This is a genomic window from Amycolatopsis sp. N2S4-7 (assembly GCF_058119595.1).
In genome coordinates this window covers 3,705,924-3,722,836 of the sequence record NZ_CP172299.1, presented here as the reverse complement: position 1 = coordinate 3,722,836, position 16,913 = coordinate 3,705,924, and the positions used below count along the sequence as shown (strand labels likewise).

Annotated in this window: 14 protein-coding genes; 8 read left to right on the top strand and 6 right to left on the bottom strand. The window is 73.4% G+C overall.

Annotated features, from left to right (window positions below):
* Positions 1–61: 61 nt before the first annotated feature.
* The 4 genes from ACH54P_RS17290 (at position 62) to ACH54P_RS17275 (ending at position 4,232) form a co-directional block, all read left to right on the top strand.
* Positions 62–946, top strand: coding sequence for a methylenetetrahydrofolate reductase (locus tag ACH54P_RS17290; protein ID WP_489913926.1), 885 nt, complete (start codon positions 62–64; stop codon positions 944–946).
* 98 nt (positions 947–1,044) lie between these two features.
* Complete coding sequence (locus ACH54P_RS17285; protein ID WP_489913924.1) at positions 1,045–2,733, top strand: DUF885 domain-containing protein; 1,689 nt, start codon at positions 1,045–1,047, stop codon at positions 2,731–2,733.
* Positions 2,734–2,960: 227 nt separating this feature from the next.
* Positions 2,961–3,110, top strand: a complete 150-nt coding sequence (locus ACH54P_RS17280) for a hypothetical protein (protein WP_489913922.1) — start codon at positions 2,961–2,963, stop codon at positions 3,108–3,110.
* 252 nt (positions 3,111–3,362) lie between these two features.
* Positions 3,363–4,232 (top strand): DMT family transporter, encoded by an 870-nt coding sequence (locus ACH54P_RS17275; RefSeq protein ID WP_489913920.1) that lies wholly within the window; start codon positions 3,363–3,365, stop codon positions 4,230–4,232.
* A 16-nt stretch (positions 4,233–4,248) separates the two neighbouring features.
* On the opposite strand, the gene ACH54P_RS17270 is transcribed toward ACH54P_RS17275, so the two are convergent.
* Both ACH54P_RS17270 and ACH54P_RS17265 read right to left on the bottom strand, forming a co-directional pair.
* Entirely contained in the window at positions 4,249–4,821 is a 573-nt protein-coding gene (locus ACH54P_RS17270) for a GNAT family N-acetyltransferase (protein WP_489913918.1), read from the bottom strand.
* Positions 4,818–5,342 carry a YbaK/EbsC family protein gene (locus ACH54P_RS17265; RefSeq protein ID WP_489913916.1) on the bottom strand — a complete coding sequence of 175 codons (525 nt, stop codon included), beginning with the start codon at positions 5,340–5,342 and terminating at the stop codon, positions 4,818–4,820. Before ACH54P_RS17265 ends, ACH54P_RS17270 begins: the two co-directional genes overlap by 4 nt.
* Before the next feature lie 215 nt (positions 5,343–5,557).
* On the opposite strand from ACH54P_RS17265, the gene ACH54P_RS17260 reads away from it, so the two are divergent.
* The 4 genes from ACH54P_RS17260 to ACH54P_RS17245 all read left to right on the top strand — a co-directional run bounded on the left by ACH54P_RS17260 (position 5,558) and on the right by ACH54P_RS17245 (position 9,425).
* Positions 5,558–6,490 carry an SAV_6107 family HEPN domain-containing protein gene (locus ACH54P_RS17260; protein WP_489913914.1) on the top strand — a complete coding sequence of 311 codons (933 nt, stop codon included), beginning with the start codon at positions 5,558–5,560 and terminating at the stop codon, positions 6,488–6,490.
* On the top strand, positions 6,480–7,247 hold the full coding sequence (locus ACH54P_RS17255) for a maleylpyruvate isomerase family mycothiol-dependent enzyme (RefSeq protein ID WP_489913912.1): 768 nt from the start codon (positions 6,480–6,482) through the stop codon (positions 7,245–7,247). Before ACH54P_RS17260 ends, ACH54P_RS17255 begins: the two co-directional genes overlap by 11 nt.
* A gap of 58 nt (positions 7,248–7,305) precedes the next feature.
* On the top strand, positions 7,306–8,037 hold the full coding sequence (locus ACH54P_RS17250) for a VOC family protein (RefSeq protein ID WP_489913910.1): 732 nt from the start codon (positions 7,306–7,308) through the stop codon (positions 8,035–8,037).
* A gap of 326 nt (positions 8,038–8,363) precedes the next feature.
* Positions 8,364–9,425, top strand: coding sequence for a GNAT family N-acetyltransferase (locus tag ACH54P_RS17245; RefSeq protein ID WP_489916478.1), 1,062 nt, complete (start codon positions 8,364–8,366; stop codon positions 9,423–9,425).
* Between the two features lie 123 nt (positions 9,426–9,548).
* Here the strand turns inward: ACH54P_RS17245 and def are convergent, their stop codons facing one another.
* The 4 genes from def to ACH54P_RS17225 all read right to left on the bottom strand — a co-directional run bounded on the left by def (position 9,549) and on the right by ACH54P_RS17225 (position 16,885).
* Positions 9,549–10,049 carry a peptide deformylase gene (def, locus tag ACH54P_RS17240; protein WP_489913908.1) on the bottom strand — a complete coding sequence of 167 codons (501 nt, stop codon included), beginning with the start codon at positions 10,047–10,049 and terminating at the stop codon, positions 9,549–9,551.
* A 102-nt stretch (positions 10,050–10,151) separates the two neighbouring features.
* Positions 10,152–14,849 (bottom strand): DEAD/DEAH box helicase, encoded by a 4,698-nt coding sequence (locus ACH54P_RS17235; RefSeq protein ID WP_489916476.1) that lies wholly within the window; start codon positions 14,847–14,849, stop codon positions 10,152–10,154.
* Positions 14,830–15,630, bottom strand: a complete 801-nt coding sequence (locus tag ACH54P_RS17230) for a DeoR/GlpR family DNA-binding transcription regulator (RefSeq protein WP_489913906.1) — start codon at positions 15,628–15,630, stop codon at positions 14,830–14,832. Before ACH54P_RS17230 ends, ACH54P_RS17235 begins: the two co-directional genes overlap by 20 nt.
* Complete coding sequence (locus ACH54P_RS17225; protein WP_489913904.1) at positions 15,602–16,885, bottom strand: MFS transporter; 1,284 nt, start codon at positions 16,883–16,885, stop codon at positions 15,602–15,604. Before ACH54P_RS17225 ends, ACH54P_RS17230 begins: the two co-directional genes overlap by 29 nt.
* Positions 16,886–16,913 lie beyond the last annotated feature (28 nt).

Sequence of the window (16,913 nt, the reverse complement as noted above, 5' to 3'; positions counted from 1 at the left end):
ACTGTCTCGCGACGCGGACGGGGGCTCCCGCATGCCGGGCGTCGGCCCTTAACATTCGGATATGACGTCGGTGATCGAGCGGTTGCGAGGAGACGGGCCGAAGTTCTCCATCGAGTTCTTCCCACCCCGGGACACGGCGGACGAGGCCGTCCTGTGGAAGGCCATCCGGGAGCTCGAGCCGTACGACCCGGCCTACATGTCGATCACCTACGGGGCCGGCGGTTCCAGCCGCGACGGCACGATCCGCAGCATCGCCCGCGTCGCGACCGAGACGACGCTGGTGCCGATGGCGCACCTGACCGCGGTCAACCACTCCGTCGCCGAGCTGCGCAACGTGATCGGCTGGTACGCCTCGGTCGGCGTCCGCAACATCCTCGCGCTGCGCGGCGACCCGCCGGGCGACGTCTACGGCGACTGGATCCCGCACCCGCAGGGCCTGATGTACGCCGAGGAGCTCGTGCAGCTCGTCCGCGAGCTGGGCGACTTCTGCGTCGGCGTCTCGGCGTCCACCTACGGCCACCCGCGCTCGCCCGACCTCGAAACCGACACCAGGTACCTGGTCCGCAAGCTCCAGGCGGGCGCGGACTTCGCGATCGCGCAGCTGTTCCACGACGCCGAGGACTTCCTGCGGCTGCGCGACCGGGTGGCCGCGACCGGCTGCGACGTCCCGGTGCTGCCCGGCGTCATGCCCCTGACGACGCTGCGGACGCTGCAGACGACGATCAAGCTGTCCGGCGCCCCGGCGCCGCGGAAGCTGCTCGACCGGCTCGAACCGCTCGCCGACGACGCCAAGGCGTTCCGCGCGGCGGGCATCGACGTCATCACGGAGCTGTGCGAGCGGCTGATCGCCGAGGGCGTGCCGAACCTGCACTTCTACACGTTCAACCGGTCGAAGGCCACGCGCGAGGTCATCGCGCGGCTCGGGCTGGTCCCGGCCCGTACGTAAGGCCGTGACACCGGGGCTTCGCCCCGGGCCGGGAGCTCTGCCGGGCCCCCGACCGAAGTCCGTACCACCCGGCACCGGTGGACCGGTAGCGTGCGGCCATGGCTTCCTCTGCTTCCGGCGACGTGCACGGGATCTGCGACCGCTACGTCGACGACTACGCGGCCGCCGACCCGGTCTCGGCGACCGCCCACGGCATCAACGGGCACGACCACCGGCTGACCGACTACTCGGCGGCCGGCTACGCCGAGCGCGCCGAACTGGCCGCGCGGGCGCACGCCGCCGTCACCGCCGCGGAGCCGCGGAACGCCGCCGAGCGGTCCGCCAAGGCCGTGTTCACCGAGCGGATCGGCCTGGAACTGGAAATCCACGAAGCCGGCCTCGACGTCGCGAGCCTCAACGTCATCTCCAGCCCGGTGCAGGAGCTGCGGATGGCGTTCGACCTGATGCCGCTCGACACCGAGCAGGACTGGTCGGTCGTCGCGGCCCGGATCGGCGAGGTGCCCCAGGCCCTGGCGGGCGTCCGCAGCGGCCTCCTCACCGCGTCCGACGCGGGGCGCGTCGCGGCGCTGCGGCAGGTCGCGAAGGTGGCGGAGCAGTGTGAGACGTGGGCGGGCCTGAAGGACGAGACGGGCTACTTCACCGAGCTCGTCGGCGGAGCGTCTTCGCAGGGCGAAGCGCTGAAGGCGGATCTCGCCCATGGTGCGCGGGCCGCCGAGGAGGCGTTCGCGGAGTTCGCCGGGTTCCTGCGGGCCGAGCTGGCGCCGAAGGCCCCGGTCAAGGACGCCGTCGGCGAGGACGTCTACCGCCTGTGGTCGCGGTACTTCGTCGGTGCCGCGCTGGACCTGCACGAGGCCTACGAGTGGGGCTGGGCGGAGTTCGCCCGGATCGAGTCCGAGATGCGCGCGGTCGCGAACCGGATCAAGGCGGGCTCGACCCCGGCGGAAGCCGCGGCGGTGCTGGACGCCGACCCGCGCTACCGCGTCCGGGGCCGCGCCGAGTTCGAAGCGTGGATGCAGCGGCTGTCCGACGACGCGCTGGAGTCGCTGCGCGGCAAGCACTTCGACATCTCCGACCGCGTGATGGCGCTGGAGTGCAAGATCGCCCCGCCGGGTGGCGGCGTCGGCGCGTACTACACGGGTCCGAGCGAGGACTTCAGCCGCCCGGGCCGGATGTGGTGGTCCCTGCCCGCCGGCCGCGACGAGTTCGTCACCTGGCGCGAAACGAGCACGGTCTACCACGAGGGAGCGCCGGGCCACCACCTCCAGATCGCGACGGCGGTGGACCAGTCGGACGCGCTGAACAAGTACCAGCGGATGATGGCGTTCACGTCGGGCCACGCGGAGGGCTGGGCCCTCTATTCGGAGCGCCTGATGGAGGAACTGGGCTACCTCGCCGACGACGGCGACCTGCTGGGCATGCTGTCGGAGCAGCTGTTCCGCGCCGCCCGGGTGGTCGTCGACCTCGGCATGCACCTGGAGCTGCCGATCCCGGCCGGTACGGGCTTCCACGAGGGCTCCCGCTGGACGCCGGAGCTGGGGCTGGAGTTCATGCTGACCCGCACGATCACCGACCAGGCCCACATCCGCGACGAGATCGACCGGTACCTGGGCTGGCCCGGCCAGGCCCCGGCGTACAAGATCGGCGAGCGCCTCTGGCTGGCGGCCCGGTCGGAAGCGCAGGCTCGCGCGGGAGCGGCGTTCGACATCAAGCGGTTCCACACGGAGGCCTTGAAGCTGGGCGGCATGGGGCTGGACACGCTCCGGGAGCAGCTGGCGCACCTGGACTGAGGCGTTCTCGATTCCGCGCCCGGAGGTTAGAATCACGACGGAGGGTCCGGAGCGCACCCCGTGCGCGGCTTGTCACCAAGCGGGTCCAGACGGCCGAAGGCGACCGGGCGGACCCGGACCGCCGCCGAAGGACACCAGACACCACAACCGAAGACGACTTCAACCCCACCATCGGTACCGGGACCGATGGCGCGATCGGTGAGGTCAAGTTGAGTCTCGGTTCCTGGGTGGCCGCCCCCCTCTACGTGGTCCTTTGCCTCGCGGCGTGTTTCGTCGCCGCGTTGCCGGTGTGCGCGTACATCGCGAAGAAACGCGGCCCGGAAGGTTTGCGCGCCTTCGCCGAAGTGGTGCGCGCCTTCTGGGGACGGAAGTCCTGAGCCCGAGCGGGCGGAGGTCGCGGGAAGAAGTCCTGAGGCCTGCGCCCGTCCACCCCGCGGGAAAACCCGTCGCCCTCACCCGAGGCGCATCGGTAGGTTCACCTCATGCGACGAATCCTCTTCGTCACCCCGCCGCCCCGCGCCTGAGCGGGGTGGTCCTTCGCCGCGTGGCCTCCAGGGCCCGCGGCTGACTTTCGTGCGCACCGCCCCGCGTCGTCGAACTCCCGATCCCTTCGACGCAGGAGCGTTCTCTTGGTGTCTTTGCCCACGCGCGCCCGTTCTTCGGCCGCGCTCGTCTTCGCCGGTGTCCTCTGGGGCACCGGCGGTCTCGCCGGCTCACTGCTCGGCGCACTCACCGGTCTCCACCCGATCGCCGTCGCCGCCTACCGGCTGCTCGTCGGCGGCGGGTTCGCGACCCTGTTCGTCCTCCTGAACGGGGGCACCCTTCCGCGCACCCGCGCGGCGGTCAGGCGGATCCTCGCCGTCGGCGGGCTGTTCGCGCTGTTCCAGGCGAGCTACTTCGCCGCCGTCGCGCTCAGCTCGGTCAGCATCGCGACGATGACCACGATCGGCGCCGCCCCCGTCGTGGTCACCCTCGCCGGGCGGCGGAAACCGGGCCCCTGGACGCTCGTCTCCGTGGCCGGCACCCTCGCCGGACTGGCGCTGCTCCAGTGGTCACCGGGCGAAGCGACTTCGGTCGGCGGCCTCGGCTTCGCGCTGCTCGCGGCGGCCGGCTTCGCGATGTTGACGCTGCTCACCGCGAAGCCGGTCGAGGGGCTGGAGCCGCTGCCCACGACGGCGTTCGGCTGCCTGACCGGCGGCCTGCTGCTCACGCCGCTCGCGAGCTGGTCCGGCATGGCGCTCCCGCTGCACGCGGACGTCCTCGCGGTGGCCTGCTACCTGGGCGCCGTCCCGACCGCGCTCGCCTACGCCGCGTACCTGCGCGGGCTGGCGGACGCGCACCCCGTGCTGGGCGCGCTGTCGGCGGTCCTGGAACCGCTGACGGCGGCGGTGCTGTCCGCGGTGCTGTTCGGCGAGCGGCTGAGCGGCGCCGCGTGGTGCGGCGCGGCCGTTCTGGTCGCGGCGCTGGCGGTCGGTTACTGGCGGCCCGAGCCGAGGTGAACCACGGCGCTGCCCCTCAGCGCGGCTCGAGGGGCAGCGCCCGCCCGAGGATCGCGAACGGCCGCGGGTCGCCGGCGAAGTGGTAGTCGCGCAGGACGTCGACGAAGCCGGTGCGGCGGTAGAGCTTCCACGCCCGGCTGGTGCCCTCGGGCGTCGACAGCAGCACGTTCGCGCTCGGCACGCCCTCCAGGAGGCCGCGCAGCAGGTCCTCGCCGATCTGGTGGCCCTGGTTCTCCGGCCGGACGTGGATCTCCGTCAGCTCGAAGTAGTCCGACAGCCAGCGGTCGGCCTCGGCGGGCCCGGACCGGCGGCTCAGGCCGTGGCGCACCTGCTCGTGCCACCACTGCCCGGCCCGGCCGCGGTAGCCGTAGGCCAGCCCGAGCAGGACGTCGTCGGCGTCGAGGGCGGCCATGCAGCGCCAGCCCTCACGCAGGGCGTGGGTGAGCCACATCGGCGCGCGCTGCTCGGCGGTGCCCGCCGGGTACCGCATCGCCCGGACGTAGATGTCGAGGGCTTCGGGCAGGCGTGCGCGGAACTCGTCCGCGGAGAGCTGGACGTAGCGGGAGCAGCCGGCGGGCATCGCGGTCACGGCTGTCCATCTTCCTCCGCGCCGCCGAGCGCGCCCGGGGTGCCCCCGGTCAAGGCCACCAGGTCCGCGAACGTGGTGGGGAAGACGGTCTTCGGGTGCCCGGCCGCGGCCCACACGACGTCGTGGGCGCGCAGGGCGGTGTCGACGAGCGTGGGCAGCGGCCGCGGGTGCCCCACCGGCGCGACGCCGCCGATCGGCTGCCCGGTGTGCGCCCGCACGAAATCGGCGTCGGCCTTGCCGATTTCACCGCCGATTTCGTGCCCGGCCAGGCGGGCGAGGGTGGCCGGGTCGGCGCGGTGGGCGCCGGAGGTCAGGGCGAGGAGCGCGTTTTTGTCGGACCCCAGGCGGAAGATGAGGCTGTTGGCGATGGCCCCCACGGGCACGCCGAGTGCGTCGGCCGCCTGAGCGGCGGTCCGGACCTCGGCGGGCAGCACGCGGATGCCCTCGGCGGCGGCGTGCTGCCCGGCCTCGGCCAGCGCGGCCGCCACCTTGGCGACGGCGGGGTGGTCCAGCGAACTCATGAGCCTTATGAGATCACGCCACCGGACCGGTGTCCCGCGGGATTCCACCCCTGGGGTTGAGCGGACGCCGGGTCCGGGGTTACTCTGGAAATTGTTCGAACAGACGTTCGACATCTGGTGAGCGCGCACCGGTCAGGTGCCCGGTACCGGGGCGGGGGAAGCGCCACGGCACCGGGCCCCCGATCGGGCTCACCCCGCGCAGGAGGAGGGTCGTCATGTCCGTCAAGGTCGTGTCCCCCACGGATCCCGGGCAGCCACAGCTGCCCATGACGCTGCGCCCGCCGACCGCAACGCCCGAACCCGAGCGGCGGGTGCCCCAGCGCCCCCGGTCGACGCCGGCGGCCGACGCGGAAGCCGTGCAGGCCGAGCTCCCGATGCCCCTGCGCCCGCCCACCGCCACGGCCGAAGCCGAGTCGCCGGCCTCCCTTCGCCCAGCCGATGCCGGGCAGCTTCAGGTGCCGATGCCGATGCGCTCGGCCGCCGCGGAAGCCGCGCAGTCTCAGCTGCCGATGCCGCCGCGCTCGGCCACCTCAGGAGCTGGGCAGCCCGAGGCGCCGATGCCGCCGCGCTCGTCCGCCGCGGAAGCCGAGAGGTCCCAGCTGCCGAAGCGTGCGCCCGTCGCGGACCATCGGCAGCCGCAGCTGCCCCTGTCGCCGCGCCAGTCCGCCGCGGACGCCCGGCGGTCGCAAGCGCCGATGCCGCGGCCTCCCGTCGTCGAGCACCAGCAGCTCTCCATGCCGCTTCGCCCGCCTGCCCCGCCGGCGGCGGCCGGTCTGCTCGCGCAGGCTCGGCGCGGGCTCGCCGAGGCCGAACGGGAAACCAACCCCGCCGAACGGTTCATCGGCGCCTACCTCGCGGCCCTGCGCGGCGCCGCCGCGGTGCTCGCCGCCCGGGGGCGGCCGCACCGGGGGCGCGCGCGGCCGGCCAGCACCTGGGTGCTGCTCGACTCCGTCGCCCCCGAGCTGCGGGAGTGGTCCGCCTTCTTCGCGAGCAACTCGGCCACCCGCGCCGCCGCGCAGGCCGGGATCACCGGCAAGGTCACCGGCGAATCGGCCGCCGAGCTGGTGCGCACCGCCACGCCGTTCCTGGAGCTGGTCCGCCGCCTCGTGCACGGCCTGCCGATCACCGGGGAAGCCCATGTCGCGTGAGCACGGCCTGGTCGACCCGGGACGGCTGCTCACGGCGTTGGGGATCGAAGGCAGGACACTGGCCGAAGCGGTGCACGCGGCGCCCCTCGAGGCGCCCGTGCCCGCCTGCCCGGGCTGGTCGCTCGGCGAGGTGGCCCGGCACGTCGGGAGCCTCTACCGGATGGTCCGGCGCCGCCTGACCGACGGCCGCGGCCCCGAAGACTGGCAGCGCGACCCCGAACCGGGCCAGAGCCTGGCGCAGTTCCTGGAGACGGGCCTCGCCGGACTGCTCGACGAGCTGGCCGCGCACGACCCGGAGGAACGCGCCGACACCTGGTGGCCGGCCGATCCGACGTATGGGTTCTGGCGGCGGCGGATGCTGCACGAGACGGTGATCCACCGCGTCGACGTCGAGCAGGCGGCGGGAGCGGATTCGCGCGGGATCTCCGAAGACATCGCGCTCGACGGCATCGACGAGGCCCTCACCCTGTGGTTCGGCCAGAAGCTGCCGATGCTGGGCCTGACCGGCACGAAGGCGGGCTCGGTCGGTGTGCGCGCCGGCGCCCACAGCTGGATCGCGCGGGCCGGACCCGAGACCACGGAGGCCTGGCGCTGTTCGGCCGAGGAGGCCGAGGCCGCGGACGACGTCGTCACGGCCGAACCCGGGCGGCTCTACCTGTGGCTCTGGGGCCGGGCGTCCCTGACCGCGGTGACCGTGCGGGGCGTGCACGACCAGGCCGCCCAGCTCTGGGCGCTGCTGCGGCTCGCGACCCGATGAACCGGCCGGTGGGGAAGCCGAACCGGAACTGTCGGGGGTGGCGGTTAGCCTGCGGCGCATGGACACGCGCCTGGTGAACCTGGTGATCGACGCGGCGCGGCCGAGGGTCGTGGCGGACTTCTGGGCCGCGCTCCTCGGCTGGCGCGTCGCGGCGGAGACGCCGGAGGAGGTCGACGTCCGCGCCCCGGAGACCGACGGCTGGGACCTGGACCTGGTCTTCGTCCCGGTGCCCGAGCCCAAGGAGGTGAAGAACCGGATCCACCTGGACCTGGCGAGCACGACGGCCGAGCACCAGGCCTCCCTGGTCGAACGCGCCCTGGAGCTGGGCGGGCGCCGGGTCGACCTCGGGCAGGGCGCGGTGCCGTGGGTGGTGCTGGCGGATCCGGAGGGCAACGAGTTCTGCGCCCTCGAGCCCCGGGAGCAGTACGCGGAGTCGGGCGCGGTGGCATCGATCCTGGTCGACGCCCACGACCCGGCGGCCCTGGCGGACTTCTGGACGCGGATCACGGGGTGGCCGATCCAGTCCCGGCAGGGTGACGCCCTGGTCGGCCTGCGTGCACCGTCGGGCCGCGGGCCGTGGCTGGAGTTCCTCCGCAACGCCGACGTGAAGCGGGTCAAGAACCGGCTGCACCTGGACATCGCACCCCCGGCGGGCACCGACCACGCGGCGGCGGTGGCCGAGGTCGTGGCAGCGGGGGCGACGCCGGCAGATCCGGGTGGTGCATCGTTGCCGTGGCGCGTGCTGACGGATTTGGAGGGCAACGAGTTCTGCGTGCTGACCCCGCGGTGACCCGGCGGCCGGTGCGCGTTCTCGGGGGCGGGATCCCGCGCCCCGGCGGCATCCGTGGCGCGGTGTGCGCTGCGTTCGTTTGCGCGGGTCATCTCGGCCGGCTCGCCGACGGCATCCGTGGCTCGATCGGTGCGCGGCCCGGCCAATGCCCGGTGCTGGGCGGCCTGGGCCTCGTGATGCGGGTCCCGTCGCCCGATGCGGGAGGCGCTAGGCGTGTTTCGCCCGGGTTGCCCGGCCGCCGCGAACGCTGACCTGCGCGAAACACCGGCGTCCTGGGGCGGCAACAACCGCGCGGGACTGTGGACGGCATGGAGACCTCCAGAGCGTTGCCCCAGCAGAGCCGGACGGCCGTCGTCGAGGAGCCCGCCACCCCGTCCGCGTGGCGGGTGCGGATCCGGATGCACGACCACCCGGGCACCCTCGCCCGCATCGCCATCCGGCTCGCCGACCTCGAGTGCAACATCCTCGGCCTGTCCGTGCTGCCGGTGCCCGGCGGAGTGCTCGACGAGATCGTGCTCCGCCCCGCGACCGGCCTGCCGCGGCGCCACCTGGTCGACGCCATCCGCGCCGAGGGCTGCGAATGCACCGCGATCATCGACGCCGACGTCCACGAGCTGGTCGACCCGTCCGCGTCGACGCTGCTCGCGGCCCGCCGTGCGATCGACGACCCGGCCCGCCTCGCCGACGTGCTGAAGGATGTGCTGGCCGCCGATGTCGTGACGCTCGTCCCCGCCGCCGAGGCCAACCCGGTCCGCACCGAGAGCGGGCACCGGGCGGTGTTCGAGCTGGGCGGTGGCAGCGCGCTCGTGGCGCGCCGCCAGTGGGCGCCGTTCGTGCAGCTGGAGCTGACGCGCGCCGAAGCGCTGGTGGCGCTGCTCACCGCGGCGAGCCGGAACGTCGCCGGGCCGATCGTGCTCGACCGCCCGGACGGCGCCGCGATCGTCCTGCGCAAGGGCGTCCCCGGCGACGCCGACGCGGTGTCCGGCCTGCACCGACGCTGCTCCATGGCGACGCTCTTCCGCCGCTATCACACAGGAGTGCGGACGGTGCCGCGCCGCTGGCTGCACCGGCTGCTGGTGCCCCCGCGCGGTACCAGCGTGCTGGCAGTCTTCGGCCGCGAGGTGATCGGCTTGGCGCAGCTCATCCCGGTGGCGTCCGGGGGAGCCGAGATCTCCCTCTTGGTGGAGGACGACTGGCAGCAGCAGGGCATCGGCACGGCACTCCTGGCCCGGCTCGCGGTGCTGGCGGAGGCGCAGGGCATCACGGAGCTGTCGGCGGACTGCCTGGCCGGCGACGACGTGATGCCCCGCACCGCGGCCCGCGCGGGCTTGCGCACGGAACGCGGCGTAGAGGACGGCGCCAAGCTGCGGCTGTTCCTGCCCGCTTGAGCTGGTTCAGCGCAGGGGAGGACGGCGGTTCAGCGCCTGCTTGAGCCGGGAAGGCCGTGCTTCGGCGCCTTCTTGCGCCGCGAAACGGCGCCAGGCTGCGGTTGTGCCTCGGCCTGAGGTGGGTCAGCGCTTCCAGAACCAGTCTTTGTCCCGCGCTTCGCGCATTGCCGTCTTCTTGCGGTCGGCGGTGAGGCGGTCCAGGTAGAGAATGCCGTCGAGGTGGTCGGTTTCGTGCTGCAGGCACTGGGCCAGCACGTCCTCGCCTTCGACCTCGATCGGCTCGTTGTGCACGTCCACGCCCCGGACCTTCGCGTGCTTCGCCCGCTTCGTGGGGAACCACAGCTCCGGCACCGACAGGCAGCCCTCGTCGATCTCGTGGGTTTCCTCGGACAGCTCGACGATCTCGGGGTTGATCACGTATCCGGTCAGCCCGGCGACGTCGTAGCTGAAAACGCGCAGCCCGACCCCGATCTGCGGTGCCGCCAGCCCGGCTCGCCCCGCCGGCTTGACCGAGTCGAGCAGGTCGCGTACCAGCGCCTCGAGTTTCGCGTCGAACACGGTGACCGGGTCGCAGACGGACTTGAGGATCGGGTCCCCGAAATAGCGCAGTTCGCGCATCGCCATGAGCAGAACATCCTTCGTGCGTGTCGGACTGGCAGCTTAGGCCAGCCCGGCACCCGGCTGCCGGGGAATCGGCAACTCCCGACCCCCGGCACAGCGACAGCCTCAGGCTCGCAGGCGCAGACCCGAGGGGGTCGCCCGGAAACCGGCCTCCCGGAGCACTTCCGCCAGTTCCGACGTCAACGCCTGCTCGCCGTCCGCGCGCTGGACCGCCAGCTGGCCCAGCCAGCCCTCCCGCACCGCCGCCGACAAGGCCTGCGCCGCCTCCGACAGGGGTTGGCGATCCTCGGTGAAGCTCAGCAGTGACCGGCCTCCTCGCTCGACGTACAGCGCCGGCACGCCGTCCACCAGCACCGCCAGGGCGCCGGCCTTGCGGGCGGGACGGTGTTTCGTGTCGCCGGTCGCCGCCGGCCAGGGGAGGGCCGCGCCGTAGGGCTGGGCCGGGTCCGCTGCCGCCAGGACCACCGCGCGGCCGGGCGCCGGACGGCCCGGGCCGGACAGCGCGCGCAGCCGGTCCACCGCGCCCTTCGCCGCGAACTGGGCCGCGCCCAGCCCTTCGACGACGTAGCCGCGGATCACCTGGCCGGTGTCCTCCATGCCGCGGAGCACCTTGTAGATCCCGGAAAACCCGCCGGTGACGCGCTCGGTGTCCAGCGCGCCGCGGGTCAGGACGCCGTGGCGCTCCAGGAACGCCTCCGTCCGCGCGTGGGCCCGCCGGGTCGCGTCGGTCTCGCGGACCGGGGTCAGCGCCCACCGGCCGGCGACGGTCGGTGGCCCGGACCGCGACGGCATCTGCGGCCGCCCCGCCCGCAGCCGCGCGTACCGGCCGCGGGGCGCCTGCCGCCGGGGTTTGTGCGCCCCGTGCCCGGCGACCTGGGCCCGCAATGGTCCCAGCGTGTCGCCCGTGACCAGCCCGGCCCACACGAGGTCCCACAGCGCCGCCACGACTTCGGCGTCGTTCGGCGCCTTGTCCACCAGCACGGTCGCGCGGTCCACCAGCTGGCGGAAGAACAGCGCGCCACCCTCCAAAGTGGACACGAGCGCGTCGTGCAGCGGGCCGGTCGGGATGTCCTCGACGACCTCCGGCAGCAGCAGATCGGCGACGTCCGTGGGCGCGAGGGCGATCCACCCGTCCCCACCGGACAGCGCACCGCAGCCCGCCCACGTGACCTCGCCCGCGGTCGTCAGCTCGTCCAGCAGTGCGGGGGAGTAGCCCGGCAGCCGCCCGGGCAGGATCAGCGACTCCACCGCGCTCGCCGGCAACGGCGCCCCGGCGAGCTGTTCGACCACCGACAGCACGTCGTCCGCCGTCGGTGCCGTCCGGACGCGCCCGCCGAACCCGTGCCACGCCGGCAGGAACCGGCCCAGCGCCGCCGGTTCGACCGGCTCCACCTCGGCCCGCAGCTTCGCCAGCGACGCCCGCCGCAGCCGCCGCAGGACCGCGGAATCGCAGTATTCGACACCCACGCCGTGCGTGTCCGGATGCCCGATCGGGCTCAGCTCGCCGCGCACCAGGCGGCCTTCCCCGGTCATCCGGTCGAGGACGCCGGTGACGACCGCCGTGCCGAGCCCGAACCGCGCGGCCGCGGCCGCCGCGGCGAACGGGCCCCGGCTCCGGGCGTAGCGCGACAGCAGGTCGCCGAGCGGGTCCGCGACCGGTTCGGTGAACGCTTCGGGCACGCCCACCGGCAGCGCGGTGCCCAGCGCGTCGCGGACCCGGCCCGCGTCCTCGATCGCCAGGAACCGTTCCGTACCGCCGATCCGGACCCGGATCGCCCGGCGCGCCGACTCCAGCTCGGTGAGCCATTCCGCCTGGATCCCGCGTTCGGCGGCCTCCTCGACGGTCAGGTCGCCGAGGAACCGCAGCAGGTCGGCGGCGTCTTCGGCCGAGCGCGCGTGCCGGTCGGGCTCGAGCCGCTGCAGCGACCGTTCGACTTCGGTGACCGCCTCGGGATCGAGCAGTTCGCGGATCGCCTCGGTGCCGAGGAGCTCCGCCAGCAGCGCCGAATCCAGCGACAGCGCGGCCGCCCGCCGCTCGGCCAGCGGCGCGTCGGTCTCGTACAGGAACATCCCGACGTAGCCGAAGAGCAGGCTGCGCGCGAACGGCGACGGGGCCGGCGTTTCGACCTCCACCAGCCGGACCTTCCGCGCCCGGACGTCGGCCATCAGCTCACGCAGGCCGCCCACGTCGTAGACGTCCTGTAGGACCTCCCGCATCGCCTCCAGCACGACCGGGAACCGTTCGTACTTCGCCGCGACCGACAGCAGCTGCGACGCGCGTTGCCGCTGCTGCCACAGCGGGGTGCGGCGCCGCGGGTCCCGGCGCGGCAGCAGGAGCGACCGCGCCGCGCACTCGCGGAACCGCGCCGCGAACACGGCCGAGCCGCCGACCTCGGCGACGATCAGCTGCTCGACCTCTTCGGGATCGAGCAGGATGTCGTCCGCGCCGATGGTCACGTCACCGCCTTCGGCGTCCAGCGCGTCCGGCAGCCGCAGCACGATGCCGTCGTCGGAGTGCGCGATCTGCGCGTCGACCCCGCGGTTCTCCCGCAGCCGCGCGGCGATCGCCAGCGCCCACGGCGCGTTCACCTGCGCGCCGAACGGCGAGTGCACGACGATCCGCCAGTCGCCCAGCTCGTCGCGGTAGCGCTCCAGCAGGATCGTCCGGTCGTTCGGCACGTGCCGCGTGGCGGACTTCTGCTCGGCGAGGTAGGTGAGGAGGTTGTCGCACGCCCGCTCGTCCAGCCCGGCCGCTTCGGCTCGCGCGCGCGCCTTCTGGTCATCCGAAGTGGACAGTTCGCGGACGAACTTGCCCAGCGCCCGGCCGAGTTCCAGCGGACGGCCCGGGGCGTCGCCCTTCCAGAACGGCATCCGCGCCGGTTCGCCCGGTGCGGGCACCACGATGACCCGGTCGTGGGTGATGTCGGTGATCCGCCACGAGGACGTGCCCAGCAGGATGGTGTCGCCGACCCGCGACTCGTAGACCATCTCCTCGTCGAACTCGCCGACGCGCGAGCCGGGCTTGTCGTCCGCGCCCGGGGTCATCACGGTGAACAGGCCGCGGTCGGGGATGGTGCCGCCCGAGGTCACGGCCAGCCGCTGCGATCCCGGCCGGCCGCGCAGCTCACCGCTGATGCGGTCCCAGGTGATCCGCGCCCGCAGCTCGCCGAACTCCTCGCTCGGGTACCGGCCCGCGAGCATGTCGAGCACCGCGTGCAGCGCGTCGTCCGGCAGCGATGCGAACGGCGCCGCCCGCCGCACCAGCGCCGCGAGGTCCGGCACCGTCCACGGCTCCAAGGCCACCATCGCGACCACGTGCTGCGCCAGAACGTCCAGGGGGTTGCGCGGGTAGCGCACCGCCTCGATCGCCCCGCTCGCCATCCGTTCCGCGACCACCGCGCAGGAGACGAGGTCGCCCCGGAACTTGGGGAACATCACCCCGGACGACACCGCGCCGACCTGGTGCCCGGCCCGGCCGACGCGCTGGAGCCCGGACGCCACCGTCGGCGGCGCCTCGATCTGCACCACCAGGTCGACCGCGCCCATGTCGATGCCCAGCTCCAGCGAGGACGTCGCCACCACGCACGGCAGCCGCCCGGACTTGAGGTCCTCCTCGACGTGCGTGCGCTGCTCCCGCGACATCGACCCGTGGTGCGCCCGGGCGATCACCGGCGGTGCGCCCGTGGTCACCCCGGACTGCCCGACGGCTTCGGCCGGGAACGCGTCGGCCGGCGTGAGTTCGGTCTGCTCCGCCGCCAGTTCGTTCAGGCGGGCGGTCATCCGCTCGGTGAGCCGCCGGGAGTTGGCGAACACGATGGTCGAGCGGTGCGCGCGGATCAGGGTCAGCACCCGTTCCTCGACCGCCGGCCAGATCGACGGCCGCTGCACGGGGTTGCCTGCCATCTCCTCGAGCGTGCCCAGGCCGCCCGGCGCGATGCCTCCGGGCGGGAACGCCTCGGTCAGCGACTCCAACGACTCCAGCGAGTCCGGAGACTTCAACGACTCCAGCGCGTCGAGCGGGCTCGGCGCCGGACCGCTGCGGGGGGCGTCGAGGTTGCTCATGTCCTCGACCGGGACCTCGACGCGGACCTCGATGGTCTTCGCCAGCTTCGGCTGGACCACGCGCACCGGGCGACCGCCGGCCAGGAACGCGCTCACCTCGTCGACCGGGCGGACCGTCGCCGACAGGCCGATCCGCTGCGCCGGCTTCGGCAGCAGCGCATCCAGCCGCTCCAGCGACAGCGCGAGGTGCGCGCCGCGCTTGCCGCCGGCCACCGCGTGCACCTCGTCGACGATCACGGTCTCGACCCCGCGCAGGGACTCCCGCGCCGAGGACGTGAGGATCAGGAACAGCGACTCCGGCGTGGTCACCAGCACGTCCGGCGGGGTCTTGCCGAACGTGCGGCGCTCGGCCGCGGTGGTGTCGCCGGTGCGCATGCCCACCTCGATCTCGGGCACCGGCAGCCCGAGCCGCCGGGTCGCCTGCGAGATCCCCGCGAGCGGGGCGCGCAGGTTCCGCTGGACGTCGACCGCGAGGGCCTTCAGCGGCGAGACGTAGAGGATCCGGCAGCGCTTGGTGGCTTCCGCCGGCGGCGGCTCCACCGAGAGCCGGTCCAGCGCCCAGAGGAACGCGGACAGGGTCTTGCCGGAACCGGTCGGCGCCACGACCAGGGCGTGCTCGCCCGCGTGCGCGGCCCGCCAGGCTCCTTCCTGCGCCGCGGTGGGCGCGGCGAAGGCCCCCGCGAACCAGTCGCGGGTCGCGGGGGAGAAGAGGTCGAGCACGTCAGTGGCCACGTCGTCCATGATGCGCGGCACCACCGACAGTTTCCGACTTGCCGGCCAGGATCACGCTCTCGGCGAACCGCGGGTGCGTCACGTCGACCCGGGGTTCGTCGGTGATCAGCCGGTAGTCGCGGTCCAGCGGTGCCCAGTAGGAAAAAGGGGCCTGGTCCAGCTTGGAGTGGTCGGCCAGCACGTACGCCTCGCCGCCCGCGTGCAGCATCGCGTGCTTGACCACCGACTGCTCCAGTGACGGGCAGCACAGCCCCCGGCCGGCGACCACGCCGTCCGCACCCAGGAACACCCGATCGGGTGAGATGTGCCGCAGCTGGGCCAGCACGCTTTCGCCGAGGATCGCCTCGTTGGGGTGCCGCACCCGGCCGCCGAGGACGATGAGGTCGATGCCGGCGAAGCCGGCGAGCTCGCGGATCGCGGTGACGCCGTTGGTCACCACGGTCAGCCCCTCGCGGTGGGCGAGGTGGCGGGCCAGCCTGCCGGTGGTCGTGCCGGCGTCGAGCAGCACGACCTCACCGTCCCGCACCAGCGCGGCGGCTTCCCGGGCGATGGCGTCCTTCGCCGCCGCGTGCTCGCGGTCCTTCTCGTGCGGGCTGCGTTCGGTGTCGAGCGCGCCGCCGTAGGTGCGGACGACGTGCCCCGCGCCGGCGAGCGAGGCGAGGTCACGGCGGATCGTCGACTCCGAGACGCCGAACTCCTCGGCCAGCTCGGCGATGCCGCCCGCGCCGTCACGGACGGCTTCGAGCAGCATCGCGCGCCGGTCACGGGTTCCTGGTCGCGGCTGGGACATGCGCCGAGTCTTCCAAGTCGTCAGCGGGGACGGGTTTCAGCCCGAAGAACGCCAGGCCGGCGGCCACGGCGAGGAACGCGGCCAGTACGACGAACCCGGTGGTCGCGCTGCCGGTGACGTCGGTGAGCCAGCCGACCAGGTAGGGCCCGGCGAACCCGCCGAGGTTGCCGAGGGCGTTGATCAGGCCCATCGCCACGGCGACGACCTCGATGCCGAGGAGCCGGCTGGGGATGGCCCAGAACGGCCCGTACGGCATGTAGACGCCGGTCGCCACGACGCAGAGCAGCACCAGCTGGACGACCGGTGGCCAGTGCACGAGGTTGCCCAGCAGCAGCCCGGCGATCGCGACGAGCAGCGGCACCGTGACCGCGAGCCGCCGGTTGCCGGTCCGGTCCGACCAGTGCGCGCACGCGACCATCCCGGCCAGCGCCAGGACGTACGGGATGGCCGACAGGAAGCCCACGGACGTCGCCGAGCCGCCCGTCATCGTCTTCACCACCGACGGCAGCCACAAGCTGAACCCGTAGAAGCCCGTGATCCAGAAGAAGTAGATCCCGATCAGCAGCAGCACCTGCCGGTTCGTCAGCGCCTGCCGGTAGCCCTGCTTCGCGAACGCCGGTTTGGCGTCCTCTTCGGCCTTCAGGGTGCTTTCGAGGTACTCGCGTTCCGCCGCGGAGATCCACCGCGCCCGCGCCGGGCGGTCCGCCACCGCGAACCACCAGACGACCGCCCACAGCAGGGGTGGCAGGCCCTGGAGCACGAACACCCAGCGCCAGGACATGTGGTCGAGCATGAACCCGGACAGCGGCGACATGAGGATCGCCGAGATCGGCAGGCACGTCATCCACAACGCGTTCGCCCGCGCCCGCTCCGCCTGCGGGAACCACGACGCCAGCAGGATCAGCACCGCGGGCCACACACCACCTTCGAACAGCCCGAGCAGCAGCCGCGCCAGGTGCAGCTGGGTTTCGTTCCGCACCAGACCGCACAGAACGGCCGCGAACGCCCACGCGATCATCAGCAGCAGCACCGTCTTGCGGGCGCTCCACTTGGCGGCCAGCACCGCCGCGGGGATCTGCAGCACGAGGTAGCCGACGAAGAAGATGCCGCTCGCCAGCCCCTTCGCGCTGGCGGACAACGGGAAGTCGTCGCCGATGTAGGGCAGGATCACCGCGACGTTCGTGCGGTCGAGGTAGGCCAGCATGTACATGACCACCGCGACCGGGATGACGTACGCCCACCGTTTGCGGGGCACTCCCGCCGTCACCGTCACCGTCACCGCC